The 22,553-nt window shown below is 65.9% G+C and carries 27 protein-coding genes and 1 pseudogene; 8 read left to right on the plus strand and 20 right to left on the minus strand.

Features of this window, described 5'->3' with window-relative positions; all coding sequences use genetic code 11:
• Positions 1 to 4: 4 nt before the first annotated feature.
• The 7 genes from RHA1_RS16475 to RHA1_RS16500 all read right to left on the minus strand — a co-directional run bounded on the left by RHA1_RS16475 (position 5) and on the right by RHA1_RS16500 (position 4,196).
• Positions 5 to 610 carry a leucine-rich repeat flightless-interacting protein gene (locus tag RHA1_RS16475; protein ID WP_011596036.1) on the minus strand — a complete coding sequence of 202 codons (606 nt, stop codon included), beginning with the start codon at positions 608 to 610 and terminating at the stop codon, positions 5 to 7.
• Between the two features lie 329 nt (positions 611 to 939).
• Positions 940 to 1,623 (minus strand): hypothetical protein, encoded by a 684-nt coding sequence (locus tag RHA1_RS16480; RefSeq protein ID WP_009476401.1) that lies wholly within the window; start codon positions 1,621 to 1,623, stop codon positions 940 to 942.
• A gap of 30 nt (positions 1,624 to 1,653) precedes the next feature.
• Positions 1,654 to 2,211, minus strand: a complete 558-nt coding sequence (locus tag RHA1_RS16485) for a CsbD family protein (RefSeq protein WP_011596038.1) — start codon at positions 2,209 to 2,211, stop codon at positions 1,654 to 1,656.
• Between the two features lie 63 nt (positions 2,212 to 2,274).
• Positions 2,275 to 3,234 (minus strand): hypothetical protein, encoded by a 960-nt coding sequence (locus RHA1_RS16490; protein WP_011596039.1) that lies wholly within the window; start codon positions 3,232 to 3,234, stop codon positions 2,275 to 2,277.
• The gene (locus tag RHA1_RS16495; RefSeq protein WP_009476404.1) at positions 3,231 to 3,482 is read right to left on the minus strand and encodes a hypothetical protein; all 252 of its coding nucleotides are present in this window, start codon (positions 3,480 to 3,482) and stop codon (positions 3,231 to 3,233) included. Before RHA1_RS16495 ends, RHA1_RS16490 begins: the two co-directional genes overlap by 4 nt.
• Positions 3,483 to 3,496: 14 nt before the next feature.
• A complete protein-coding gene (locus RHA1_RS50540; RefSeq protein ID WP_009476405.1) occupies positions 3,497 to 3,655 on the minus strand; it encodes a hypothetical protein in 159 nt (52 codons plus the stop codon).
• A gap of 217 nt (positions 3,656 to 3,872) precedes the next feature.
• On the minus strand, positions 3,873 to 4,196 hold the full coding sequence (locus RHA1_RS16500) for a hypothetical protein (RefSeq protein ID WP_011596040.1): 324 nt from the start codon (positions 4,194 to 4,196) through the stop codon (positions 3,873 to 3,875).
• 230 nt (positions 4,197 to 4,426) lie between these two features.
• Between RHA1_RS16500 and RHA1_RS16505 the strand changes: the two genes are divergently transcribed.
• Both RHA1_RS16505 and RHA1_RS16510 read left to right on the plus strand, forming a co-directional pair.
• Positions 4,427 to 5,161 (plus strand): TetR/AcrR family transcriptional regulator C-terminal domain-containing protein, encoded by a 735-nt coding sequence (locus tag RHA1_RS16505; RefSeq protein ID WP_016881865.1) that lies wholly within the window; start codon positions 4,427 to 4,429, stop codon positions 5,159 to 5,161.
• Between the two features lie 57 nt (positions 5,162 to 5,218).
• Positions 5,219 to 5,707 (plus strand): hypothetical protein, encoded by a 489-nt coding sequence (locus RHA1_RS16510; protein ID WP_011596042.1) that lies wholly within the window; start codon positions 5,219 to 5,221, stop codon positions 5,705 to 5,707.
• Positions 5,708 to 5,768: 61 nt separating this feature from the next.
• Here the strand turns inward: RHA1_RS16510 and RHA1_RS16515 are convergent, their stop codons facing one another.
• Positions 5,769 to 6,452: a PAS and ANTAR domain-containing protein gene (locus tag RHA1_RS16515; protein WP_011596043.1), complete on the minus strand. Its 684-nt coding sequence runs from the start codon at positions 6,450 to 6,452 to the stop codon at positions 5,769 to 5,771.
• 325 nt (positions 6,453 to 6,777) lie between these two features.
• Between RHA1_RS16515 and RHA1_RS16520 the strand changes: the two genes are divergently transcribed.
• The gene (locus RHA1_RS16520; RefSeq protein WP_011596044.1) at positions 6,778 to 7,296 is read left to right on the plus strand and encodes an Lsr2 family DNA-binding protein; all 519 of its coding nucleotides are present in this window, start codon (positions 6,778 to 6,780) and stop codon (positions 7,294 to 7,296) included.
• A gap of 141 nt (positions 7,297 to 7,437) precedes the next feature.
• The gene (locus tag RHA1_RS16525) at positions 7,438 to 7,875 is read left to right on the plus strand and encodes a hypothetical protein (RefSeq protein ID WP_011596045.1); all 438 of its coding nucleotides are present in this window, start codon (positions 7,438 to 7,440) and stop codon (positions 7,873 to 7,875) included.
• A 242-nt stretch (positions 7,876 to 8,117) separates the two neighbouring features.
• Here RHA1_RS16525 and gvpJ (RHA1_RS16530) read toward each other — a convergent pair whose 3' ends face one another.
• The 10 genes and pseudogenes from gvpJ (RHA1_RS16530) to RHA1_RS16575 form a co-directional block, all read right to left on the minus strand.
• Positions 8,118 to 8,522 carry a gas vesicle protein GvpJ gene (gvpJ, locus tag RHA1_RS16530; protein ID WP_011596046.1) on the minus strand — a complete coding sequence of 135 codons (405 nt, stop codon included), beginning with the start codon at positions 8,520 to 8,522 and terminating at the stop codon, positions 8,118 to 8,120.
• On the minus strand, positions 8,519 to 8,809 hold the full coding sequence (locus tag RHA1_RS16535; RefSeq protein WP_011596047.1) for a gas vesicle protein GvpO: 291 nt from the start codon (positions 8,807 to 8,809) through the stop codon (positions 8,519 to 8,521). Before RHA1_RS16535 ends, gvpJ (RHA1_RS16530) begins: the two co-directional genes overlap by 4 nt.
• A 125-nt stretch (positions 8,810 to 8,934) precedes the next feature.
• Entirely contained in the window at positions 8,935 to 9,741 is an 807-nt protein-coding gene (locus RHA1_RS16540; RefSeq protein ID WP_009480808.1) for a GvpL/GvpF family gas vesicle protein, read from the minus strand.
• Entirely contained in the window at positions 9,741 to 10,115 is a 375-nt protein-coding gene (gvpJ, locus tag RHA1_RS16545) for a gas vesicle protein GvpJ (RefSeq protein WP_011593952.1), read from the minus strand. The genes RHA1_RS16540 and gvpJ (RHA1_RS16545) overlap by 1 nt, the downstream gene beginning before the upstream one ends.
• A complete protein-coding gene (locus RHA1_RS16550) occupies positions 10,112 to 11,440 on the minus strand; it encodes an SRPBCC family protein (RefSeq protein ID WP_011596048.1) in 1,329 nt (442 codons plus the stop codon). Before RHA1_RS16550 ends, gvpJ (RHA1_RS16545) begins: the two co-directional genes overlap by 4 nt.
• Positions 11,441 to 11,445: 5 nt before the next feature.
• A pseudogene (locus RHA1_RS16555) lies at positions 11,446 to 12,203 on the minus strand (hypothetical protein).
• Between the two features lie 329 nt (positions 12,204 to 12,532).
• A complete protein-coding gene (locus RHA1_RS51905) occupies positions 12,533 to 13,444 on the minus strand; it encodes a hypothetical protein (protein ID WP_011596050.1) in 912 nt (303 codons plus the stop codon).
• Between the two features lie 168 nt (positions 13,445 to 13,612).
• Positions 13,613 to 14,026, minus strand: a complete 414-nt coding sequence (locus tag RHA1_RS16565; protein ID WP_011596051.1) for a PAS domain-containing protein — start codon at positions 14,024 to 14,026, stop codon at positions 13,613 to 13,615.
• Positions 14,027 to 14,133: 107 nt separating this feature from the next.
• Positions 14,134 to 14,814, minus strand: a complete 681-nt coding sequence (locus tag RHA1_RS16570) for a GAF and ANTAR domain-containing protein (RefSeq protein WP_029539776.1) — start codon at positions 14,812 to 14,814, stop codon at positions 14,134 to 14,136.
• Positions 14,815 to 15,387: 573 nt separating this feature from the next.
• Positions 15,388 to 15,852: a DUF4383 domain-containing protein gene (locus RHA1_RS16575; protein WP_011596053.1), complete on the minus strand. Its 465-nt coding sequence runs from the start codon at positions 15,850 to 15,852 to the stop codon at positions 15,388 to 15,390.
• 199 nt (positions 15,853 to 16,051) lie between these two features.
• Between RHA1_RS16575 and RHA1_RS16580 the strand changes: the two genes are divergently transcribed.
• Positions 16,052 to 16,552 carry a hemerythrin domain-containing protein gene (locus RHA1_RS16580; protein WP_011596054.1) on the plus strand — a complete coding sequence of 167 codons (501 nt, stop codon included), beginning with the start codon at positions 16,052 to 16,054 and terminating at the stop codon, positions 16,550 to 16,552.
• 64 nt (positions 16,553 to 16,616) lie between these two features.
• Positions 16,617 to 17,288: a hypothetical protein gene (locus RHA1_RS16585; RefSeq protein WP_050787496.1), complete on the plus strand. Its 672-nt coding sequence runs from the start codon at positions 16,617 to 16,619 to the stop codon at positions 17,286 to 17,288.
• Positions 17,289 to 17,570: 282 nt separating this feature from the next.
• Here the strand turns inward: RHA1_RS16585 and RHA1_RS16590 are convergent, their stop codons facing one another.
• On the minus strand, positions 17,571 to 19,751 hold the full coding sequence (locus tag RHA1_RS16590; RefSeq protein WP_011596056.1) for a catalase: 2,181 nt from the start codon (positions 19,749 to 19,751) through the stop codon (positions 17,571 to 17,573).
• Positions 19,752 to 19,943: 192 nt separating this feature from the next.
• On the opposite strand from RHA1_RS16590, the gene RHA1_RS16595 reads away from it, so the two are divergent.
• A complete protein-coding gene (locus RHA1_RS16595) occupies positions 19,944 to 20,393 on the plus strand; it encodes a hypothetical protein (RefSeq protein ID WP_011596057.1) in 450 nt (149 codons plus the stop codon).
• 222 nt (positions 20,394 to 20,615) lie between these two features.
• Here the strand turns inward: RHA1_RS16595 and RHA1_RS16600 are convergent, their stop codons facing one another.
• A complete protein-coding gene (locus RHA1_RS16600) occupies positions 20,616 to 20,969 on the minus strand; it encodes a YtxH domain-containing protein (RefSeq protein ID WP_009476423.1) in 354 nt (117 codons plus the stop codon).
• A gap of 176 nt (positions 20,970 to 21,145) precedes the next feature.
• Here RHA1_RS16600 and RHA1_RS16605 point away from each other — a divergent pair, with 176 nt between their 5' ends.
• Positions 21,146 to 22,354, plus strand: coding sequence for a fatty acid desaturase family protein (locus RHA1_RS16605; protein WP_011596059.1), 1,209 nt, complete (start codon positions 21,146 to 21,148; stop codon positions 22,352 to 22,354).
• Positions 22,355 to 22,553: the final 199 nt, after the last annotated feature.

Raw genomic sequence — 22,553 nt, forward strand, 5'->3', positions numbered from 1 at the left:
CTGGTCAGTGACGCTCGCCGGTCGGGGCTGTTCCGGTGCCCGGTGGCGGCGTCTCTGCGCGGGCCAGTTCGGCGACGCGGTCGGCCAGCTCTCCGGTCAGTGTCGTGTCGGGTTCGGTGCTCGTGACGTCCGCGAGCTGGGTTATGACGTCGGCGGTCGCGGGGTCGGCAGTGTCGGTGGCCGCGGAGTGCTCGAGCTGGCGCGGCGCCTCAATGTCTTCGAGGTGCTCGGCGAGCAGGTCGGTGTCGAGTTGTTGTGCCGCCTTCTCGTTCAGCTCGGCGTTCTCGACGGTCGCGGACCGAGGGGCGGTCTCGACATCAGCGGCAGCGATATTCGATGCGCCGGCATCGTCCTCCCTGTCTGATGCACTGCCGGAGATCAGGGTGCTGCTGGGTGCGGTGTCAGCGGCACCATGGGCACGGTCCGGGTTACCCAGAACGGTGCCGACGGCACAATCGAGAAGGCTGAGGCTGCCCCGATACAGCCGCCGGGCCGGTGCCGCGGGCGCCAGGTGTGCGACTAGCTGGTCGTCGATCAGGTGAAGGGGGTAGCGCACGATTGTGTACTGCACACGCAGTATGGCCACGGGTAGTGCGGTGAGGATGTTCATGAAGGCTCCAGGTTCGGGGTGGCAGGTCTATCGGCAGGGTGCGGAGTGATCGGCTGCGCGCGGCGCCCATCCGTGGTGGGGTGGAGTCAACCGTGCGCTGCGGGTCGTTTCCTCCCGCGTTTCCTGTACAGGACATAGGCGATCACGCCGACCAGAATGACGATTCCGATAACTTCCACAGGGAGCGGTTACCCGATCGGTGCGTTCCTCACGCGGTGCGCGAATCCAAGCTCGGGTCTGGCCGTCACCGCGCCCGGACGCGGTGACGACACGTGTACCGAGGTACTCAACCGTGACCGAAAGCAAGCCTGCGCGCCTGCACCGGCGGGTCAGCGTTGCCCGTTGGCTGCCGTCTCGTTGCGGCGCTTGGCCTTTTCCGCTTCGGCCAGCTTCTCCACGCGGTCGGCGCGAGCGCGTTTGTCCGCCGCCTCGCCCTGCTTGTCCGCGGCATCCTTCAGCTGGGCCTTGGCCGGCGCTGCCGCCGCTTTCTCCGCTTCCCGGAGTTTGGTCTGCTCGGCGCGGTGCTCGGCCTCTGCGGCCCGGGTGCGTTGGGCGGCAAGTTGATCGGCGTTCTTCTTCGCGACCTGCTTGCGTTGCTCGGCGTCCCGTATGGCGGCCTGCTTGCGCTCGTCCTCACGCCGGCGGGCCTGCTCGACGTCGCGCTGCTTCGCCTCCCGCGCCGCCACCTGCTCCCGGTGGACCTGCTTGCGCTTGGTTTCCAGTGCCGTGTCGGCCTCGGCCTCGGTACGCGCCGCCTCCTGGTCGAGTTCCGCCGCCCGCGCCAGCGCGTCGCTGCGCTCGGTGAGCGCCTCACCGCGCCGCTCGGTGTCACGGTCGCCGAGTGCACTGCCGACGGCGCCGTCGAGCACCCCCAGGGTGCGTTCGTACATCAGCCGGGCCGGTGATTCGGTGGCCAGCCGGGACATCAGCTGGTCTTCGACGAGTTGCAGAGGGATCCGCAGGATCGTGTACTGCAACCGCAAGATCGTGATGGGGACGGTGAGGATGTTCATGAAAATCTCCGATGATTCGTGGGGAGTGGATCAGGACAGGCCGGCGTCGCCGGTGAGGCCCTCGGCGGCGCGCCGAACTCGTTCCGCCTCGTCGCGGGCGGCGTTCGCCTCACGCACCGCCCGCCGGTGTTCGTCGGTGGCGTCGACGGCTTCTTCGGCGGCAGCTGCCGTCTTCGCTCGTGCGGCGGTTTCCGCGCGGGCCGCTTCGTCGCGGGCGTCAGCCGCCGCGCGGGACTGCTCCTGCGCGACCTGGCGGTGCTGGTTCTGCTCCGCTGCCTGGTGCTCGGCGTGCTGCCGGTTCCGGGCAGCTTCTTCGGCGGCCGCCGTCTCCGCACCGATCGCAGCGCGTTCCTCGGCACTCTCGCGACGCACCTCACCGAGTTCCTCTGCGGCCTGCGAGGTTTCCGCGCGGGCCACGGCCTCGGCGCTGTTCGCCTCTCTACGTTGCTGCGCCTGCGCCTGTTGCAACTGTCCTTCGGTGGCCAGCGAGTCGTTGCCGGTCACTGCCCCGGCCACTTCCTTCACCTTGCCCTTGACCGAGTCGAGGAGACCCTTGCGCGCTTGTCCGGACGTGTTCTGCTCATTCATGAGAATGTTCTCCTGGTATTCGGGCGGGCGACGGTACCGCCACCCGCGGGTGGGGTGGTCCGATCAGTTGATGCCGACGACTTCCTGCGCGATGGCGGCGAGGCGGGTCTGCGCTGCCGATACCACCCCGTGGCGGTTCTTGTTCGCCTCTTCGTGGGCGATGATGATGCGAATTTCGCCAGGTACGGTGAGTTCCTTCACCGCGGCCACCGCACCGGAGACATTGAGTTCGGTGTATTCGGAGATCGGGAGCTCTTCGTCCTCGAGAGAACCATTGACGGTTCGGGCATTGCGGATGGCATCCGCGACACCGGATGCGCCTTCTCGGCGGGTCACCTCTTCGGCCGACTCGAGTGCCGCGTCGCGACTGGCGACGAGCGTCTTCGTGGCCACGTCACCGGCGTGGGCACCGCGGCTCAGAAGCGCACCGATCCGGTCCGGGGTGGCCCGGACGGTGTCGATGGCGCGATCGATTCCGCGCGCCGACCACGTCGCCGGGACGTTGATCAACCGGATCGCGGTCCCGGTCGCGGCCTGCATCGGGGTGCGTCGCAATGCCGCCGGGCCCCCGAGGGCGTCCTCCGCCAGCACCGTCGTCAACCATTCGACTGTGGCGGTGTGGGCGGTGATCAATCGTCCGGCCAGTGCAATGACGCCGGTGTGCTGCGACGCGGTCGCCAGTGCCCGGAGATAACGCGCCCGGTCGAGGAGCTGGTGCTCGAGGATCAGATCACCGAGCAGGGCCTCGTCGAACGGCTGCGCTTGCTCGGCCATCGCCTTCACCATCGCAGTCGCGCGACCGAGGAACGGGCCCACGACGTCGGGAAGTCCACCGAGGTCCCGGATCGCTTCCTCCACTGCGCCGGCGCGCTCACGCGCATTGCCGGCATTCTGCGACAGCTCCCGGCGGACCGCTTCTGTTCGAGCTTGCGCGATCCGGGTCTCAGCGACCTGAATTTCGTTGTGCGTCAGGTCCAGTACGATTCGCAGCTGGTTGATCACTGTGGCGGTGTTGTCGGTCATGCATTACTCCTGAGGTCGAGTGAGTCGGGTGCGCGGTGTGCGCCGGCCGGACGCGTGGCGGCGTCATCGGCGCCGGCCCGGCGACGGGCGAACCGCGAGATTCCGAGCAGGCCGCGCGATGCGGTGGTCGGTTTGCCGGCGCGGCGTTCGAGGTGATTACCGAGTCGGGACAGTACGGCGGCCACGAGGGGAAGAGCGAGAACGATCATCTTCCATCGGCGTAGCAGACGGCTGACGAGAATCCACATGGGATGAACCTTTCTTATCGAGCAGTCAAGCTGCGGCGCAACGCAGCCCGGGCGCCGATCACGGAGAGCAGACCGAGGGTCGCAACTGTGAACGACGTCGTGGCGGCCACGGCAACCGACAGCATGGTGATCGCCGCGAGGTCGAGAACACGCCGGACGCCGGGGAGTTCCACCAGGGAGGGGTGCCCGGCGTGGACGGGAGCTGTATCGATAGGCGACGGAGTTGCACCGTCAACGAACAAGGGGGAGAACAAATCTGACAAGATCTTGATCCAACTGTCTGGGGCGCGGACGCTCCTCGGACGAAGGGTGCCGCGGAGTCGATCGACCAACGACGCGGCGCGGAGGTCCGGCAGATGTGGCGCCGGAACCCCCGCGCTACGAGAAGGACTAGACGCCCGTGTGCCGATCGGTGTCCGTGTAGTGCTCGCGGCTACCCGACTTGGCAATGCCCCGGCTGACGATGTAGGCGATCGTCAGAATGACGATGTAGAACCAGGCGCGGTCCGCCCGGAAATAGTCCTCGTGTGCGTCGGTCGTCTGCACCAGATACGAGGCGATGAGGACACCGATGACTGCGGCGATGTAGACGAAGAACTCGGTGGTCTTGAACGCGGCCTTCGTCTCGGTGCTGCGGCGCTGATCGAGCTGAACGCGCGGACCGGAAGCTACGGCGCCGGTGTTGCTGTGGGTGACAGGATTAGGGGAGGTCATGGATGACTCCTTCAACGGGGTGCCCGGTATTGCAGATTCGGGTCACCATGTACGTCTCCTCGAATGAGGTGGACGTTGGTGAGCGCGACCCTCTGCTGGAGCGAACCCATACAACGCAAGTATACCCATTAGTAACTACAGTGCAAGTGTACGGTGTAGATAAGGGCTGCATAAGACGCGATCCGGCGTGGACGCGTCTCTTATGGTCGGTCTTGCATGAGGAGGCAGTGATGAGTGCGCGCACGGACTCGGACGAGTCGAATACCCCGAAGGACCGTCCCCGGATGCGAACTCGTCTGACCCGCTTGACCACCGAGCAGGTGCTGGCCACCGCCCTCGAGATCGTCGACCGCGAGAGCGTCGATGCCCTCTCGATGCGCCGGTTGGCGCAGGCACTCGACCGGGACGCGATGAGTGTGTACCGCTACGCGGAGAACAAGGCCGCACTTCTCGACGGTGTCGTCGAACTGGTACTCCGGGAACTCGTCATCGACCCGGACGCGCAGGACTGGACGCAGGAATTGCGGTTACTTGCCCACCGCTACCGTGACCTCGCACTCGCGCACCCCAATGTCGTTCCACTACTGGTGACCCGCCCCCTCGCGACACCACTGGGCTTACGACCCCTGGGCACGCTGCGTCCGCTCGAGGACTTCCTCGAACTGCTCATCCGGGCCGGCTTCTCCCCACCGATTGCGTTGCGCTCCTACCGGCTGTTCTTCGGATTCCTGCAAGGGCACATTCTCGACGAACTCCAGGAACTGATCGAGGACCCAGAAGAGTCGGAGGATGTTCTCCGGCTCGGACTGCACCGCCTGCCGCGCAGCAAATTCCCCCGGTTACGCTCTCTCGCTTCCGAACTCGCCGACTACGACGGTGCGCAACTTCTCGACGAGGGCCTCGATGTCACCATCGGCGGCCTCGAGACCCTCTTCCAGACCACCACCTCCGCAACCGGCACATGATCGGGCCCCGGCGATCCTTCCGCGTGTAACGACGCCCGGGGCCGGGCACTCTCGAATATGGGATCGAACGCACGCCGCCCCATCAGCTCGTCGGCCGCGACTCTCGGCGGTCGGCTGGTGCAGCTGGTCGGTGATCGCGACGCCGCCGGGTTCTCGTTCGAGGTATCCCGAGTATGCACCGAACCGCACCCCGTCGGAGAGCGGCCGGAATACGGCGATGTGATTGCGTGGGTTGTCGATGCCATCGTCGGCGTGGTCATCGCGCGCCTGGGCGCCGCGGGCCCAGGGGAGAGGTTCGTTCTCGACCTGCGCTTCGCGGACGGCGGGTACGTCGACGTCGACGCCCTGCCGGCATCGGCACGCTGGGTGCTGCGGACGGTGTCGGCCTTTCTCGCCGAGGATCACGCCGAGGTGGAGCGGTCGCTTGCCGACGAGCAACAATTCGACCTCACCATGCGCGCGGAAACCCTGGCCGACGCGGTCATCTGGCTCGACTTCGTCCTCGATGTCGACCTCCCCGATCCACCCGACGTCACCACCGCATAGGGAGAGTTTCCTGTGCGGAAAGCAGTTCCTGCGGGTCTCGGTCCAGGTTCAGGTCTGCCGGTCAGGCCGGGTGGTCCGCCTGTTCGTCGGGGTATTCGTGTGCGGTCAGGAGCAGGTGGTCGAACCGGGCGCGAAACGACGCCGGGAGGGTCGCCTCGGCGGCGAGGGCCCCGACGAAGCGCTCGGCCAGGGTGTGAAGTTTGATGTTCGTCTCCTGTGAGCGCCAGGTGAGGATGCCGAAGGCACGCTCGGAGGAGATGCCGTAGACGAGCATGAGAGCACCCTTCGCCTGCTCGATCACCGCCCGCGATTTCTCGAGTCCGGCGACGGCCTCGGTGAGCGCCTCGTTGAATTCCCTGAGGTCGGTCTCCAATGTTTCGGTGACGTCGATGTAGTACCCGGATGTGCCGATGACCTGGCCGTTCTCGTCGAGCATTCGATCGCCGACCACGATGACGTGGTGGATGCGGCGGTCGGTATCGATGATGCGGTGCTTGCTGCTGAACGGTTCGCCGGCATGGATCATCTTGTCGAAAAGTGCAGCAACCTGTGATTGATCGTCTGGATGCTTGTGGGAGAGCAGAATTTCGTTGGTGGGGATGACCTCACCCGGTTGGTAGCCGTGCATCCGGGCAACGGAGTCGGACCATTCCCAGCGCTCGCCGTCGAGGTAGAACCGGAAACTTCCGCCCTGTGGCGGTGCATTCGCGCCGAGGAGCTCATCTCTGTCCACAGCCACGCCCACTGCCCGCCGTGCTCAACCCTCGCCTCGATCCCACTGCCACAGTATGCCGAGCACCCATACCGGCGTGCACAGAAATAGTCCACACCGGTGTACCCGACGGCGTCACCACGCCCGAGAGCACGGTCACGAGACGGCTGGAACCGGGTGAGTGCTGTTCGTGATCTCCGCACTACCGCTTCCTGCAAGCCCCTGCGCTGATGATTAATCGCCGCTGTCCGGGGTACGCACGGCTTACGCACCCCGCCGGGCGCGGACCCAAGTCGTGTCTCGCCGCCCGCCGACGCCGAGGTGCGTGGGTGACACTCGGCAACTGTGGGTGAGGGAGATGAAGACCAGAGGTCAATTGGTGGTAGCCGTCGGCGCGGGATTTCTCCTGGGGCGGAGGACCGCGAAGCTCGCGAGTTCCCCGGAAGTCGCCAAACTGATCGAGACCATTCGGGGAGACCTGATGAGCTCCGCGAAAGCCGCGGCGGTCACCGCGGTCAGCTCGCGTATCGATTCGCTGAGCAGCCGGCTCCAGTCGAGCGGCGAGAACCCGGTGGGCGGCGTGGGCCAGGTGGCCGACACCAAGCGGAGGTCGAGCGAGACCCGCGACAGCCACCCCGCCGAGCCGGAAGAGAGTGCAGGAGAGGAGCAGGCCGAGGAGACGGGCGTTACCGACGAAGACGGCACCGAACCGCCGCAACAGGAGGAACAGCCGAGGCGCCCTCCCCGCGTCAGACGGACCCGGGACGCAAGCACAGCCAAGGAAATTCGGGAGTGGGCCGTTCAGCAGGGACTCGAGATCTCCTCGCACGGCCGCATACCTGCGAACATCGAGCACGCTTTCCGCGACGCCCACTGACAATCGAGCGAGGATGCGGCGGTACCGGACGGTGATGGTCGACGGCAGGCGTCGGATCCTGTGTGGCCTTGGGTTCGATTGCTTGGGTTCGATGCTGTCACCCCGTCGTTCGGCTCGGCGCGAACGGGGTACACGCAGTCCATGCCGGATCAGCAGATACCGAATCCCCCCGACCACTCGAGGCCCACCCGAGCGCGTGACGAAGAGGTTGCCGCTGCCGGCAAGCTCTCCGAAGCCCTCGAGACCGTAGAACGTGCGCGTGGACGTCTGTACGACTTTCACCAATTGATCGGTCATGCCGATCTGATGCTCGATGAGGCCGTCCAGAAGTTGCGTGAGTCCGGTCGCGACGATATGGCGGAACAGGTGGAGAAGGAGCTGATCGGCCGCAACGTCCTCAACGGTCGGTGGACGTTCCAGATCGTCGAGGATTTCGACGACCACTACTGGTCCGCTTTTCGTGAATGTGAGGCGATCGTGCGCAGCGAACTGTGCGACGAACGCCGGCACGTGTTCGAATCCGAAATGAAGGAATCTCGTCGAACACATGGGCATCCCCGGCACGACGCGCGACCGTAGCCGCACCAATTGGTTGCGATGCGCAACGCAACCCTCGATCCCGGCGGTTCCAGTACCCCGCTGGGGGGTTCGATCCGGCGGGGTACCGGGCCACCGCGCCGGGCAGGCGCGGCGACATCATCAACGGTAACCGTGTCGTGGGCAGTTCCGGGTGCGAGCGGTCTTCACGCGGAACCACAGACCGGGCCGAAGATCAAGCACTGATCCAGATGCTGTCGAGCGTGCGGACGCGGTGATCATCGTTACTCGTCACCGTTATCGCCTCGCCGCCTGCCCGCCACCTCCATCGGCGTACCCGACTCCACCTCGAGATGTATCGACCGGTCGGACTCGAGTGCGGCTATCCGCTCCTTCAGCTTTCGATTCTCGAGTTCGAGGTCACTGCTCTTGCCGGTCAGCCAGGGATCGTTCTCCCACCAGTTGATCCCGACCTCCTTCGCCGTCTCCAGCGAGGCGATGACCAACCGCACCTTGATCGTCAGCAGTTCGATGTCGACGAGGTTGACCTGAATGTCCCCGGCGATCACCAGGCCCTTGTCGAGTACCCGCTCGAGGATTTCCCCGAGATTCGTCGACTGGTGCCCGCCGCCCATGCCACCGGCGGGGCTCTGCGGGAGACGCCCGGAGTCGCCACTGGACAAGGTCATGACTGCCCGCCCGTGCTGTCGCAGGCGCCGCGGCCGTAGCGCCGGGTTCTGTGGTAGGCCAACAACTCTCCATCCAGCTCCAACACCACTTCGTACAGGGCGAGCAGGTCGGTCGAGGACGGGATGCGCCGATCCTCGACCACTTCCACTTCCACGGTCCACCCGTCGTCGGTCGGCATCACCGACGTCGCACCGAGCGGCTTCTTGCCCGTCAGCTGGGTGATGTCCCGCACCGCGACCTCGGCGATGTCCTGCGCCGGCAGTGTCGGTGGCTGCTCCTGCGCCATGACCTGCTCACTCCTTCTCCCGAGTGGTGGCCGCGCCCGTCTGGTCATCCGGTGGCGAGGTCACGCCACGCACCCGCGCCCGCGCGAGGTGTCGGCGTGACGATCAACGACACCTGCCCATCGCCTCAGCCCTCCGGCGTCGGGGACAGCACGAAGTCGTAGGCGGCGAGCGGTCCGAGCAGCCGCATCTCGACCCGGCCGTCCCACTGCTCCGCCAACGCTCCCACCGCCTGCTCGAGCTCGTCCTGCCGGGCAACCTCGACCAGGACCGCCACCTGGGCGGCATCCTCCTCGTGGGTGGGTTCGCGGACGTTGACCGAGTCGGCCAGCGAGTCGAGGGCCTCGACCACCGTGGCCGTATCTTCCTCCCGCTTCGCGACGATGGCGTTGGCCACGATCTCGCCGAGGGCCATCCGGGCGTCGCGGGTGGCGGCCTCCGGCTGGTCCCGGATCGTGTCGCGCAGGGCGCTGGCCCGCTCGTTCTCGCCGATCACCTCCCACAGGATGGCGTGTTCGACGTAGCGGCCCTTCACCACGTATTGGGCCTTACCCTCGAGTTCCTCCATGGCGGCGGCGAACTCGTCGGCGTGCGCGGTGAGCAGTTCGTCCTTCACTGCGTCGGTGTCGGTCAGGACCGCCCCGAACCGCAGCGGCAGTACCGGTGCCACCCGCGCAACACCGTCCAGCAGGTGGGCGTGGGCCTGGAGGTCCGCGGGTTTACCGATCGGCCGGTCCACCGAAATTTCACTGACCAGCGCCGCGATGTCGCCGTGTTTGATGGTGCTCACCCGCGAGTCGTCGACGCCGACCGCGTCGTCTTCGGTCTCCACATCCGCGGGCACGATGCCGTAGACGTAGACGCCGGTGGTACGCGGCTCTTCGGACGCATCGGCAGCCTGGTCCGACGCATCGGCCTGCTTCGACGTGGACATCACTTGTCCCCTCTACTGGATTTACGTGACACCCGCTCGCGCTCGGGCTCCTCTTCTCCGCCGCCGAGGAGGTCACCGAGTTTGTCGCCGGCAGCCTCGAGCGCGCCCTTGGTCTTCGACTTGGCACCGCCCTCAGTGGCGCCGCCCACCAGGTCGGACAGGCCCTTGGGTTCGCTGCCGATCTCGAGCCGATTCACCGCCTCCGCGAACCGCAGATACGTGTCGACACTGGCCACGACGATGCGGGCGTCGATCGTCAACAGTTCGATCCCGACCAGCGAGACCCGCACGTACGCGTCGATGACCAGACCCTTGTCCAGGATGGTGTCGATGACGTCGGCGAGGCTGCTCGAGCTGGGCCCACCGGTGGTCATCGGCGGGCTCCTCGCCTCGAGGCGGCGGACTTGGTGGCCGCGGTCTTGCGTGGGCGGCCACGGCGTGCCGGTGCAGTGTCTTCACCCGACGCCGCGGTCTTGCGTGGGCGGCCACGGCGTTTCGGCGGTTCACTCGCGGCCGCGGTCTTGCGCGGACGGCCGCGGCGTGCCGGCGCGGGCGCCTCGTCCTCCTCGGCCTCCTCGTCGACCGCTTCCTCACCCTCGTCCTCGTCGGCCTCGTCTTCCTCTGCCTCGGGTTCCTCGTCCTCGGCTTCGTCTGTTTCCTCCGGCTCCTCGTACTCCTCGTCCTCACCCTCGCCCTCGTCAGCCTCGGCTTCGTCTGCCTCGGGCTCCTCGTACTCGTCCTCTGCCTCGGGCTCCTCGGTCTCGTCCTCTTCGCCCTCGTCCGGCTGGCTTTCGTCCTGTTCGTCTTCCGTTTCCGCCTCGTCCTCTTCGGGCTCGACCACCTGACCGTCCCGGATTTCTCCGCGCCAGCCCTCGACGTCGTCGGGATGGAGGATCGACTGTGTCATGACGTGGCGTGCAAAGTGTTTCAATTCCAGCCGTGCTCGTCGTCCCTGTGCACGCCAGAGGTTTCCCGTCTTCTCGAACAATCCCTTCGGGTGATACTCGAGGATCAGAACGATGCGGGTGAGATCCGGGGTCACCTCGTGGAACGTCACCGCACCGTCGATGAACCCCTTGGCGCCCTTCGAGCGCCACACGATCCGCTCGTCGGGAACCTGCTCGAGGATCGTCGCTTCCCAGGTTCGGTGCGACAGGAAGATCTGCGCCTTCCACTCGAGCTTCTCGTCCGCTTCCTGCTCGACCCGTTCGACCTTCTTCATGAACGACGGAAAGTCGGCGAATTGGGTCCATTGGTTGTAGGCCAGCTGAACCGGGACCCCGACATCGATCGTTTCGACGATGTTGGTCAACTTCAGCTTCTTGCCTTTTCCGCTACCGCCACCACCACCGCCGGTGACCGCGTCCTTGAGGTCGGACGCCTTGTCCTTGACCGTCTGCTTGGCGCCCTCCCACCAGCCGCCACCGGTGTCGGACTCGTCCGGTGACTCATCGTCATCTGACTCATCGTCATCCGTTTTCTCGGAACCGGTGAGGGCGGCGAGCAGCCCTCCTTCGCCGCCGTTCTCGGCGTACTCGGTGAGCCGCCCGGAGGTGTTCGCCACCTTGTCCGAGACCGAGGACAGTGCCTTCTCGGCGACCGTGCCGACCAGCCTCTGCATTGCTTCCTGCAGCACGCTCGACGCGCCGTCCCCGTCACCCGGTGCGGCCTCTCGTAGTTTCTTCGCGGCGCTCGTCATCGCCATCACCTCCGTGCCCGTCGGACGGGCGCTGAATCAGTGGTGGCCTTGGCCCGTGTCCTGCGTTTGCGGGCAGGAGCCTCTTCGTCGTCTTCGTCTGACTTCGCGGTTGACTTCGCGGTCCGCGATCTGCTCGCGGTGGGCCGGGTGCTGCCGGAGTTCGAGGCCCGGCGGCGCGGCGTGGGCCGCTTACGGGGGGCCGGTTCCTCGTCGGCCTCGTCTTCGTCCGGCTCCTCGGCCCCTGCCTCGTCCTCGGCCCCTGCCTCGTCCTTGGCCGCTGCCTCGTCTTCGCCGCGCTCCTCGTAGTCGTCGGCCTCGTCTTCCTCGTCGGCGAGTTCGTCCTCCGGCTGTTCGTCGGTACCGGGCTGCTCGTCGTCCCGCGAGCGAGTGCGCTTCTTGCGACCGAATCTGCTCACCTTGGTGACATCGGTGACGTTGTCCGTGGCATCACCGACGGTGCCCGTGATCTCCTGGCCGCCCGATTGCAGCCGGTTGCTCAGCGAGTCGATGCGCTGGCTGGCAGCGGTGACCGCTGCCGCCTTCGCCGCGCTGACTAGTTCACTCCGGACCGTGTCGCCGAGTTTGGCGACCTCCGGGGAATTCGAGAGCATCTTGGTGCCGAGGGTGAGCAGCTCCCGCGGCCCGCCGGGGAAGCGCCCGGCCGTCCGGCCCCGGCGAGCATCAGTGCCAGCTTCATCCGGCGGGTGCGCCCCAGCAGATAGCCCGCACCGATCGCGGCCGCCATCTGAGTCTTGTTGTTCATCGTGGAACCCCTTTTTTGCCGAGTGGTCACTTAGCACCTCTCGCCAACCTCGGAGATGTGCCGCAGGACCGTTTCGGAGATGTGCCGCAAGACCGTGCGCGGTAGGGGTGCGCGTTTTTTGACTACCCCAACCCGGGAATACTCAATCACCATGCCGGTCGGCGACGAAGACACCCTGTTTCCCTGTCATGCGCGTAGCGATCGGCCGAACCTGAGACTGACTCGCACGGCACTGCCTCTCGGATATGTTGCCGTGCAGGCATTGAGCACTGTGCGGTCGTCGTGTGCCGCCTGCTCACGAAATCGGTACTGCCCGCCCGTCGATCAGGTCAGCCTGCGGCGGCCCGTACCGCCGCGACGATCGCCATGACAAGCAGGGCCAGCAGCAGGACCACGAGCAGTACCGGCCCGAGGAGGAGTCCGAGGGCCAGGAGGAGGAGCAGGGCGATCTTGGCCTTGGTGCTCAATCCGGAGGCCAGTCCTTTGATCGCCGCCCACACCGGATTCTTACCCGTCAGGGCGGCCCGAACGCCCTCGAGTCCGGCTTGCATGCCCACCCCGCCGTGCGCGACCTCGTCGACGAGGGTTTTGATCCACTCCTGGATCTTTCGTTGGATTTTGTCCGTCAGCACGGCGCCGCGGTCTCGCGCCGCCTCCAGCAGCCGGTGAAAGTGGGTTTTGAGCCATTCGATGGCGGCCTCGACCGACCGCGACACCATGCCCGGGGTGGTGTCGGCGGACCCCCCGCGGTCGGTGTCCTTCGCTGACGAGTCCGGTCGGCTTGGGCGAGTCGGTGCGGTGGACCGCGGGTGCGCGGACGTGCGCGGCCCCTCACCTCGGGGATGCGTGCGGGCCGCCGGCTTCGCGGTGGTGGCCCGCGCCGGCGCACGCCCGGAGGACTCCTCGCCGTCGGCGCGCCGCCGACGGGGTGTGCCCGAGGCCGACGCGGCGGCGGTGTCCGTTCGCTTCGGTCGTGGCGTCGGCTCCGCCGTCCGTGGGCTGCTGCGCCGCGAGGTGGCTCTGGTCGAGGTCGCGGCGGCCGGACGCCTGCGCGGCAGCCGCCCCGCCTCGGTTGTGGCGGTCGCCGCGAACCTTTTCGCCGCCGTGGATGCTCGGGCCTTCGGCTTGGTTTCGGCGGCCGTAGCCAGGCTGCCGGCGCCCGTGTTCTTGCCCGTGCCGACCGCGCCGCGACGGCGCGATGTGACCGGCGTCCGGCCGTCCGTTCTCGCTCGTGCACCCATACATCGCAAGTACCCCCGGGTCGATCCGCGGAAACCGGATTCAGCGCCGAACACTGCACCGACGCGACACCACCGTCGCTATTCGACCACTGGATCTGGAACTGCTCTCGGCTGAGACGGGCTCCGAGTCCCGGACCGTTGGGATGACCGAGTGACCGGTGTGGAACGTCAACCGAAATCCTTTGCGGGAGCACCATCCCACAGCAATTCGGTGACGTCGTGGAAGCAGACGAGCGTGACGGGGTCGTCGTGACGCTCGAGCACCGACTCGCTGACGAATGCGCGAACGGTCGAGCCGTCTCGATGCGTCAACGCGACGAGTTTCCCGGCGCTCTCCCGTAACTCGGCCACGGCCGACGGGCCCGGGGACGCCGTCTGCATCAGATCACCGATCAAGTGGTTACCGACCTCGTTCGGTGGATAATCGAGCATCCGCTCGAACGCCCGGTTCGAGTACACGACGACACCGTCGTGTTGCACCGCGAGGACGGGCACCGGCAACCGCTCGAGCAACACGAGAGCGGGTAACCGCTCGAGGTAACCCAGCGCGGTGTCCGGGTCCGGGCGTCGTCTCTCGTCCATATGTCGATCATCAACCTTCGTCGTCTTCCTTACAACGACCGGCGGCACCACCGCACAATAACGTACCTGACATTCGAAGCCGAGCAGTGCGCAATCGTGGCCGGTTCTCAACTACGTTCGGTAATCCGCTGCGCGATAACACTCAACCGGGTATTAGTCTCCTGGGAGAGTCTGCTGAGCAGCTCGAACGCACGGATCGCGTCGATGTCGAATCGCTCCATCAGCATTCCCTTCGCCTGCCCGATGACGTCACGTGAGGCTACCGCTGATCGCAGCTGCTCTTCGGTCCGCGCGGCGGTCAGCGCCAACGCGGCATGGGCTGCGAGCACCTCGCCCGCTACTTCCTCGTCAGGACCGAACGCGCTCGGAGTGAACGCAAACAGGTTGAGAGCTCCCATCTTTCCTTCCGAGGTATACAGCTGAAAGGACATCGAACTGAGAATCCCCACATCGACGGCGGCCGCAGCGAACTGCGGCCACCGCGGTTCCGAGCGAAAGTCCTCGCTTCGCACCACGAGGTTGTTGAGCGCCGCCGCCACGCACGGTCCTTGCCCGAGTTGCTGCTGAGCGTGGTCGAGCTTTCGGAGCAGCTCGGATGTCGGCGCAACGGTCTCGAATTTCTTGCCACCGGAGATGAGCAGAATGCCCGCGCACGTTTCGTGCGGCATCAGCTCGACCACTGCGGCGGTGACAGCGCGCAGGCGTTCGTCAAGGGTGCGCGGTGCGGAGAGACTGCGAGCCAGATCGGCCATGGTGCGACTGAGGTCCCCGGCGCTGGAATCGCTCATAACCGCTCCTCGGTTCGATCGAAAAGGATGACTGCAGGTAGCCACCCACACCACCATAAGCACCCCGTCTCCTGGGCCGAACCGGAAATGCAGGTTCTTTCCATTGGCGGGGAGTGCGGCGCTGTTTCGCTGAAGGGAACGGCACGTCTTTTCGCGGTGATCGGGGTGAAGCAGCATCGGTGCGCGTAACGCCGTGGCACCCGTTCCGCTGTCGCCGTGTCAGCGGTGCGCGTGGTGGTATGCGGTGGTGGCACAGCCCGGGCACAAGGTGAGTTCAGTGAAAGCCCAGCCGTTGATCTGTGCCGCTCCGGCCGCCGCAGTCCGATCTCCGGTACCGGTGCGGAATCCGTGATCGCACCGATCGCAGCGCGCTTCCCACACCCCGTCATCCGCGCAAATCATCACCGATTGCCCCTCCCTCGTCGAGCGAGCTCGATGCGGGAAGACCCTCAGTCCGCGCTCGCTGCACATGGAAGCCGAATACCCTTCACCGAGAAGGATAATCACCGAATCGACGCCCCCCGTCGGTCCACCCAGGACGGCCGTCTGGTCACCCGGAGGACGGTCCGTTGCTCACAGCCTCCCGGCTCGTGGCGCGGTCGTGGCGGTGTTACGGGAGAGCACGAACCCGAGCGCAACCATGGCGACACCGAGTACGAAATGCAGCCAGTTGTCGGCGCTGTTGACGGGCACGAAGTTCACAGCACTGTTCTGGTCGATGAGCAGGCCATAGATCCACAGGACGAGGTAGATGACTCCGCCGCCGACGAGGAACAGCTTCGCCGTGTCCGCTCGACGGGACAGCGCGATACCGGCAACACCGAACAACAGGTGCACGATGTTGTGCAGGATCGACACCTCGAACACGCCGAGCAGCTTGGCTTCGGAGTGGTGGCCGGCGAAGGTGAGCATGTCGTAGTCGGTGGTGACACCCGGAATGAAGCCGAGGACTCCTACCAGGAGAAAGACCGCACCGACGATCAGGGCGGCAAGTTGGAGTGGTGAACGCGTCGTTGATGACGCGGCCGGTCGAGTCATGGGAGTGCCTTTCTCGGAGGGTAGGGACTCGAATATCTGTTCCCGAGTGGTACCCCTGCACCCCACCGTGAAACAGTGACGGGAACAGCGGGCCGTGTTAGCGAACGGCGCGGTTGGGTACAGCGTAAGTACGACGTCACCGTGCCCGCGATCAGTTGCGATGGACGACGTGCACGTCCCGGCCAACTGTGAGGTACTCATGTCCACTGATGCGATCGTGCTCCTGAAGAACGACCACAAGGAGATCCGGAAACTGTTCCGTGACTTCCGCGGTGCCGGGCCGAACGCCCGCGTGGAGAAAGGTCGCATCGTCGACGACATCATCGAAGCCCTCACGGTGCACACCTACATCGAGAACGAGGGCATGTACCCGGAGGTGCGCGATCTCGCCCCCGACCTCGAGGACGACATCCTCGAATCCTACGAAGAGCATCACGTCGCGGACGTGCTGGTCGTCGAGCTGGCCGCCATGAAGCCCGACGACGAGCGGTTCGACGCGAAGACTACCGTCCTGATCGAGAACGTCGAACACCACATCGAAGAAGAAGGGCAGAAATGGTTCCCCAAGGTGCGAGAAGCGCTGGGACGTAAACAACTTCGGGAGATGGGTGCGCGGATGCTGGAGCTCAGAGACAAGGCACCGAGGTCTCCCGCCCGGCCGTCGGCCCTGAAGAAGACGGTCGACGCGGTGATCAAATAGCGGCGAGCGTGTCAGGGGCGGCACGGTGAATCCGACCGGACGCGCTGTGGGTGCAGCGAGGACCGTGTTCGTCCGGGGGCCGTTTCAGGTGGCCGCCGCGTTGCGGGGCGGCGTCCGGGTCTTCCATCCGCGTGGCCTGGTAGGTACCGGGCACGTCGAACTCGACTCCCCCTGGTGGACGCTGAAGACCGGAACACCGATCGACGTGGTGGCGAGACTGTCCGGGGGAGTGGGAACTCCGACAGGAGTACCGGACGTGCTCGGGCTCGCGTTGAAGATCCCGCTCGACCCGCCTGATACCGAGTGGGATCTTCTGCTGGCCAGCTCGGGCACCTCGGTGGTGACTCGGATTCTCCCGCTCCCTGCACGGGCGTGGAGCAGTGCCCGGTACAGCAGTCTGATGCCCTATTCGTCGAACGGAACGGACACCCGATGGGTCCTGGCCGTCCCGGTGGGACCGCATCCGGCGACGACCTCACTGGACGCGTTGAGGCAGGCCCTCACCGACGCGCCGCTGAGGTTCCGTCTGGACCTCGTCTCGGCGACCGGGCCGGCCGTTGCCGGCGGGCATGTCGAACTGACACGGGTGCAGGAACTGCCGGACGACGACCAACCCACCTTCGACCCGGTACTCCACTGTCCACCGGGGTTGGCGCTGCGCCCCGCCTGGCTCGCCGGGGTGCGGGTCGGCGCGTATCGGGGAAGTCGCCACGGACGCGGCGACCCGTCCCCGTAGAACCCGCCGGTCTGCGATCTCTCCACCTCGTGCGTTGTGCCGTGACTCGTTGTCTCCCACACTCGTTGGCAGCCCCGTCGGCTGTGGACTCAACCGGGGAGCCTAGCCGTCGTCGCGTCCGGACACGACGATGACCTGACTATCGAAGTACCCTAGGGCGAGCGAGAGTAACCCGCATCACCGCAATTGCTTTCGTCTCGAACGAGAGTCGGGCGACGAGGGCCTCGACACCATCGGCGGCGTCGAGACCCTCGTCCAGACAATTCACTTCACACGGTCACGTCATACCTGGCGCTCCCAGACGCGGTGGGACTTCATCAGCGCAGTGAGGCCGTCGAACAGTGCGGACGCGTCGTCGGCGATCACGATGCCCGGGGCCTCGGCCGAAATTCCGGCCGCTTCGAGGAGGCCGCGACCGGCGGCCCATCCCCCGATCGCCTTGCAGTGCCGGAACGCTTCGGTCAGCAACACCTGCACCCGCGGGTCCGACGCCGGCGCCGCAACGAGGATGGCGTCGAACTCCACCGATCGCATCGTGAGGAACGTCCGGGACACCGGGACGGCGCCCTTGCCCGACCCCAATTTGCCACCGTGCGGTCCGATGACGAGCGGCACCATACCGTTCTTGCCGATCATCTCGACCGCGTCGGCCACCTCGGACAGATCCGACTCGTCGTCGGCGACGATGCCGATGATCCGGCCGTCCAGCGGCCACTCGGCACCGACCTGTGACAGCGCGGGACTGGGCGTCGGAGCCGCGTCGTAGGCGACGGTCGGCGCGGGCGCCGGGAGTCCGAGACCCGCGGCCACCTGCTCACACAGTTCGGGATCGATGTTCGCGACGACCTCGAGGGCGCGCTCCTTGATCACCTGCTCATAGCACTTGCCCAGCTCGAACGTATAGGCCTCCGCGACGTGCGCCTGCTCGACCGGGCTGAGGCTGGCGTAGAACAGTCTTGCCTGCGAGAAGTGGTCGTCGAAACTCGCGGGGGCGGCGCGCAGTTTCGTCGACTCCGGCATCGGCACCGGCACCTCGACGAACGCCGTGTCCGCTCCGGCCAGGAACGGGCAACCTGCGTCGAGCGAATTCGGCCGATACGGCGCGACACCCGGATGGACTCCCGTCTGGTGCATACCGTCGCGCAGCATGTCGTTGACGTCGGCCTGGGGCCGATTGATCGGTATCTGCCCGAAGTTGGGCCCGCCGAGCCGGCTGATCTGGGTGTCGAGGTAGGAGAACAACCGCGCCTGCAGTAGCGGGTCGTCGGTGACGTCGATCCCTGGTACGAGGTGCCCGGGGTGGAACGCCACCTGCTCGGTCTCGGCGAAGAAGTTCGTCGGATTCGCGTCGAGCGTCATCAGCCCGATCGGCTGCACGGGGGCCAGTTCCTCGGGCACCATCTTGGTCGGGTCGAGCAGGTCGATGCCCTCGAACGTCTGGTCCGGGGTGTCCGGGAACGCCTGGATGCCCAGCTCCCATTCCGGGTACGCGCCGGACTCGATCGCGTCGGCGAGATCGCGGCGGTGGTAGTCGGGGTCCATGCCGTTGACGATCTGAGCTTCTTCCCACACCAGCGAGTGCACACCGAGTTTCGGCTTCCAGTGGAACTTCACGAGCGAACTCTCGCCCGCCGCGTTCACCATCCGAAAGGTGTTGACGCCGAAGCCTTCCATCATCCGATACGACCGCGGGATACCGCGATCGGACATGTTCCACAACGTGTGCGCGGTAGCTTCCGTGTGCAGGGACACGAAGTCCCAGAAGGTGTCGTGCGCGCTCTGCGCCTGCGGAATCTCGCGATCCGGATGCGGCTTGGCAGCATGGACGACGTCGGGAAACTTGATGCCGTCCTGAATGAAGAAGACCGGAATGTTGTTTCCCACCATGTCGAAAGTGCCTTCGCCGGTGTAGAACTTGGTCGCGAACCCTCGGGTGTCGCGGACGGCGTCGGCCGATCCTCGGGAGCCGAGGACGGTGGAGAACCGGACGAAGACCGGCGTCTCGACGTCCTTGCCGAGGAACGCCGCCTTGCTGATCGGGTCGGCGGAACCGTATCCGCGGAAGACGCCGTGGGCAGCCGCGCCGCGCGCGTGTACCACCCGCTCCGGGATCCGCTCGTGATCGAAGTGCGTGATCTTCTCACGAAGATGGTGGTCCTGGAGCAGGGTCGGTCCCCGGGTTCCCGCCTTGAGCGAGTGGTCGGTGTCGTACAGCCGCGCGCCCTGCGACGTGGTGAGGTGCTCACCTTGCTGGCCACGGGCAGTGTCCGGGCCTTCGACGGGTTGCCCGGTCGCGCTGCCCAGCGCGGGAGCCCGCTGATCCGGCTTCGGGGGCAACGGCTCAGTGGGTTCCGTGGGCTCGGCGAGCGTCGGGGTACCGGAACCGGGAGTTCCGGGGATGGGCGGGTTCTTTTTGGGCACGGCGTAGCTCCTCGCTGAAAATCCGTGGGATCGGCGCCGCATCGTGGCTGTACGGGCCGTTCTTCTCGGAGTGCCCAAACGTTCGCAAAACGAATCAGCGTTGGCGCAGCGCCACAACTTGTCCCCAATCGGAAGATGCGGTTTCGCGTTCGCATCCCAGGGCATAGCTACAACAGATGTCAACCACGAAGAAAGTGAGAATCCGGCGTTCCGCTGCGCCGGCAAGGAGTGAACATGAGTACCGAATCAGGCAAGCAGTTGCATGAGGAACCGCAGTCGGAGCGTGGCCCCAAGGGCTCGCGAGACGCGGGCCCGGACCAGGCCGGCGCGGGCCAGACGGACCGTAAGGCGGGTTCTCTGGACCAGGAGGAGGTCACCTCCTCCGGGGAGCCGGGCACGAACCCTGCGCCCGCCGGCGGCTCGCTGCCTCCCGGCGATGCGGAGCCGGCCACACCGCCGTACGACGGCCGGACGACCAGCACTAAGGAAGGGCGCCCGGAGCACGACGACCATGTGGACTCCAGCGGAATGCAGTCACCGAAACCCGGGGAGACCCCACGCGGCGCCGTGGCCTCACCAGCCGAGGAGACACCCGCCGCACAGGCCGCCGAGACCGAGGGCAGCGACTCCGGAGTCGGACCCGCGCATCAGGGAGGCGTCGGCAAAGCCGAAGACAAGAAGTGAGCTACTGCGGGTGCCGACGGCATTTCTGTCGTTTCGACGGCGGTGCGGCCGCACCGGCTCTCGATTCTGAACCGGTGCGGCCTGAGCCCTCTGATGATCCGGAACATCACAGCACCTGATGGCCGAATACCCAACGTCACAAGGCTGAACCCGACATCGGAGGCGCCCCCGTCACCCTGACAATCGAAGACGATGGTGCGCCAGGCTGCAGGCCCGACCCCGTCAGTTCGGGCCCTGGGCGTGCTTGCCGTCCGTCGGCGAAGTAACGGTCGCCGGCGGCGTCGGGGTGCGGCCCGCAGCTTCCTCCAGTGACACTCCGTTGGTAGGGGCGCTCGTTGCGCTCGTGTCGGTGCCGCGGTGGGTAGCCTTCTTCGCCAGTTCGCCGACCTTGTGCTGCACCTGTGGCGCCTTGTCCTTCACAGTCTCGGTCGCCTCGCTCACCTTCTCCTGCACGGTGGGGTTGTGCCAAAGTTCGAGGGACTGATGCCTCATCTTCTCGTAGGTCTGTCGGCCGGACCGAGTGCCCAGGACGAAACCCGCGGCCGCCCCCGCTGCGAAGATCAACACTTTCTGCATGACATCTCCTGATCGTTGTGTGGCACGAGCGGTCAGCCGAATCATCGTCCGAACGCCCACCTGGACAGCTTGCCCTCAACTGCCGAGCCCAAACCGCGCCGGCGAGGAGGTCCGAACTAACTCACATCTCATCTGCACGTAACCTACGCTTCCGTAACTTGCCGTAGCGTGACGTTATGGCGATTTCGGATGTCAAGATGTACACCCACCTGACCGAGGCCGATGTAGAAGCGCTCGGGATCGAGTTCGACGCGATCCGGCGAGACATCGAAGCTTCACGCGGGGAGAGTGATGCCCGGTACATCAAGAACGCGATCCGTTTGCAGCGGTCGCTCGAAATCGGTGGACGCGCAATATTGTTCGCGAGTCTGTTTCCGCCGGCGTGGCTTGCGGGGACCGCGATGCTCGGCACCGCCAAGATCATCGAGAACATGGAACTCGGTCACAACGTGCTACACGGGCAGTGGGATTGGATGAACGATCCGGAGATCCACTCGTCGTTCTGGGAGTGGGACATCGCCGGCCTGTCGGAGCATTGGAAGCAGACCCACAACTACGTTCACCACAAGTACACGAATGTGCTGGGGATGGATGACGACGTGGGCTACGGCATGCTGCGTGTCACTCGCGACCAGCAGTGGACGCCGTTGAGCGTCGGCAACCCGGTCTACAACCTGTTGCTGCAGTTGTTCTTCGAGTACGGCGTTGCCCTCCAGCACCTCGAACTCGGCAAGGTGGCAATGGGCGGTGTCGATCGTGAGGAGTTCGAGCGTAGGTGCCGCGAGGTGCTCGAGAAGGTCGGCCGCCAGGTGCGTAAGGACTACGTCGTCTACCCGGCGCTCACCGGTCCGGCCTTCCTGACGACATTCACAGCCAATCTGACGGCGAACGTGATCCGCAACGTATGGACGAACGCCGTGATCTTCTGCGGTCATTTCCCGGACGGCGCCGAGAAATTCACAACGAAGGACCTCGAGAACGAGACACGAGGCCAGTGGTACCTGCGGCAGATGCTGGGTAGCGCGAACTTCGAGGCCGGCCCGGTCATGGAGTTCATGAGCGGCAACCTGTGCTACCAGATCGAGCATCACCTGTTCCCGGACCTGCCGAGCAACCGCCTGCGGGAGATCTCCGTACGGGTGCAGGCGCTGGCCCAGAAATACGATCTGCCCTACACCACGGGTTCGCTGCCGGAGCAGTACTTCGAATCGTGGCGGACCATCGCCAAGCTGGCGCTGCCGAACAAATTCCTCACCGCCACCGCCGACGACGCCCCTGAGACGGCGTCGGAACGCAAGTTCACCGACCCGCGCCCGCAGGTCGATCCGGTTACGGGTAAGCGCCGCGGGTTGTTGACCGCGCTTCGCGCTCGTGCGGGAATCTGACATCGTTGGGGTGTAACTCGAACGCCGGCTGTGGTTCTCGCCGGCGCCCAGTGTGCGCCTAGGTGTTGTCCGCCGTCTTCGGAGTGGCGTTGCGCGTTTCCTCGAATGTTCTTGCCGTCACGGACCACGGCGGCGTCGACGTCGGTCGTCCCGCCGGGCCGGCGGGTGAGGGTGTAGGTGTAGGTGTGGCCGGAGTTTC

The organism is Rhodococcus jostii RHA1, from assembly GCF_000014565.1.
GTDB lineage: Bacteria > Actinomycetota > Actinomycetes > Mycobacteriales > Mycobacteriaceae > Rhodococcus_F > Rhodococcus_F jostii_A.

What these genes read in the sequence shown, in the direction of transcription:
- RHA1_RS16475 (WP_011596036.1), bottom strand. Translation starts at nt 610, where the DNA reads ATGAACATCCTCACCGCACTACCCGTGGCCATACTGCGTGTGCAGTAC.
- RHA1_RS16480 (WP_009476401.1), bottom strand. Translation starts at nt 1,623, where the DNA reads ATGAACATCCTCACCGTCCCCATCACGATCTTGCGGTTGCAGTACACG.
- RHA1_RS16485 (WP_011596038.1), bottom strand. Translation starts at nt 2,211, where the DNA reads ATGAATGAGCAGAACACGTCCGGACAAGCGCGCAAGGGTCTCCTCGAC.
- RHA1_RS16490 (WP_011596039.1), bottom strand. Translation starts at nt 3,234, where the DNA reads ATGACCGACAACACCGCCACAGTGATCAACCAGCTGCGAATCGTACTG.
- RHA1_RS16495 (WP_009476404.1), bottom strand. Translation starts at nt 3,482, where the DNA reads ATGTGGATTCTCGTCAGCCGTCTGCTACGCCGATGGAAGATGATCGTT.
- RHA1_RS16500 (WP_011596040.1), bottom strand. Translation starts at nt 4,196, where the DNA reads ATGACCTCCCCTAATCCTGTCACCCACAGCAACACCGGCGCCGTAGCT.
- RHA1_RS16505 (WP_016881865.1), top strand. Translation starts at nt 4,427, where the DNA reads ATGAGTGCGCGCACGGACTCGGACGAGTCGAATACCCCGAAGGACCGT.
- RHA1_RS16510 (WP_011596042.1), top strand. Translation starts at nt 5,219, where the DNA reads ATGGGATCGAACGCACGCCGCCCCATCAGCTCGTCGGCCGCGACTCTC.
- RHA1_RS16520 (WP_011596044.1), top strand. Translation starts at nt 6,778, where the DNA reads ATGAAGACCAGAGGTCAATTGGTGGTAGCCGTCGGCGCGGGATTTCTC.
- RHA1_RS16525 (WP_011596045.1), top strand. Translation starts at nt 7,438, where the DNA reads ATGCCGGATCAGCAGATACCGAATCCCCCCGACCACTCGAGGCCCACC.
- gvpJ (WP_011596046.1), bottom strand. Translation starts at nt 8,522, where the DNA reads ATGACCTTGTCCAGTGGCGACTCCGGGCGTCTCCCGCAGAGCCCCGCC.
- RHA1_RS16535 (WP_011596047.1), bottom strand. Translation starts at nt 8,809, where the DNA reads ATGGCGCAGGAGCAGCCACCGACACTGCCGGCGCAGGACATCGCCGAG.
- RHA1_RS16540 (WP_009480808.1), bottom strand. Translation starts at nt 9,741, where the DNA reads ATGTCCACGTCGAAGCAGGCCGATGCGTCGGACCAGGCTGCCGATGCG.
- gvpJ (WP_011593952.1), bottom strand. Translation starts at nt 10,115, where the DNA reads ATGACCACCGGTGGGCCCAGCTCGAGCAGCCTCGCCGACGTCATCGAC.
- RHA1_RS16550 (WP_011596048.1), bottom strand. Translation starts at nt 11,440, where the DNA reads ATGACGAGCGCCGCGAAGAAACTACGAGAGGCCGCACCGGGTGACGGG.
- RHA1_RS51905 (WP_011596050.1), bottom strand. Translation starts at nt 13,444, where the DNA reads ATGGGTGCACGAGCGAGAACGGACGGCCGGACGCCGGTCACATCGCGC.
- RHA1_RS16565 (WP_011596051.1), bottom strand. Translation starts at nt 14,026, where the DNA reads ATGGACGAGAGACGACGCCCGGACCCGGACACCGCGCTGGGTTACCTC.
- RHA1_RS16570 (WP_029539776.1), bottom strand. Translation starts at nt 14,814, where the DNA reads ATGAGCGATTCCAGCGCCGGGGACCTCAGTCGCACCATGGCCGATCTG.
- RHA1_RS16575 (WP_011596053.1), bottom strand. Translation starts at nt 15,852, where the DNA reads ATGACTCGACCGGCCGCGTCATCAACGACGCGTTCACCACTCCAACTT.
- RHA1_RS16580 (WP_011596054.1), top strand. Translation starts at nt 16,052, where the DNA reads ATGTCCACTGATGCGATCGTGCTCCTGAAGAACGACCACAAGGAGATC.
- RHA1_RS16590 (WP_011596056.1), bottom strand. Translation starts at nt 19,751, where the DNA reads ATGCGGCGCCGATCCCACGGATTTTCAGCGAGGAGCTACGCCGTGCCC.
- RHA1_RS16595 (WP_011596057.1), top strand. Translation starts at nt 19,944, where the DNA reads ATGAGTACCGAATCAGGCAAGCAGTTGCATGAGGAACCGCAGTCGGAG.
- RHA1_RS16600 (WP_009476423.1), bottom strand. Translation starts at nt 20,969, where the DNA reads ATGCAGAAAGTGTTGATCTTCGCAGCGGGGGCGGCCGCGGGTTTCGTC.
- RHA1_RS16605 (WP_011596059.1), top strand. Translation starts at nt 21,146, where the DNA reads ATGGCGATTTCGGATGTCAAGATGTACACCCACCTGACCGAGGCCGAT.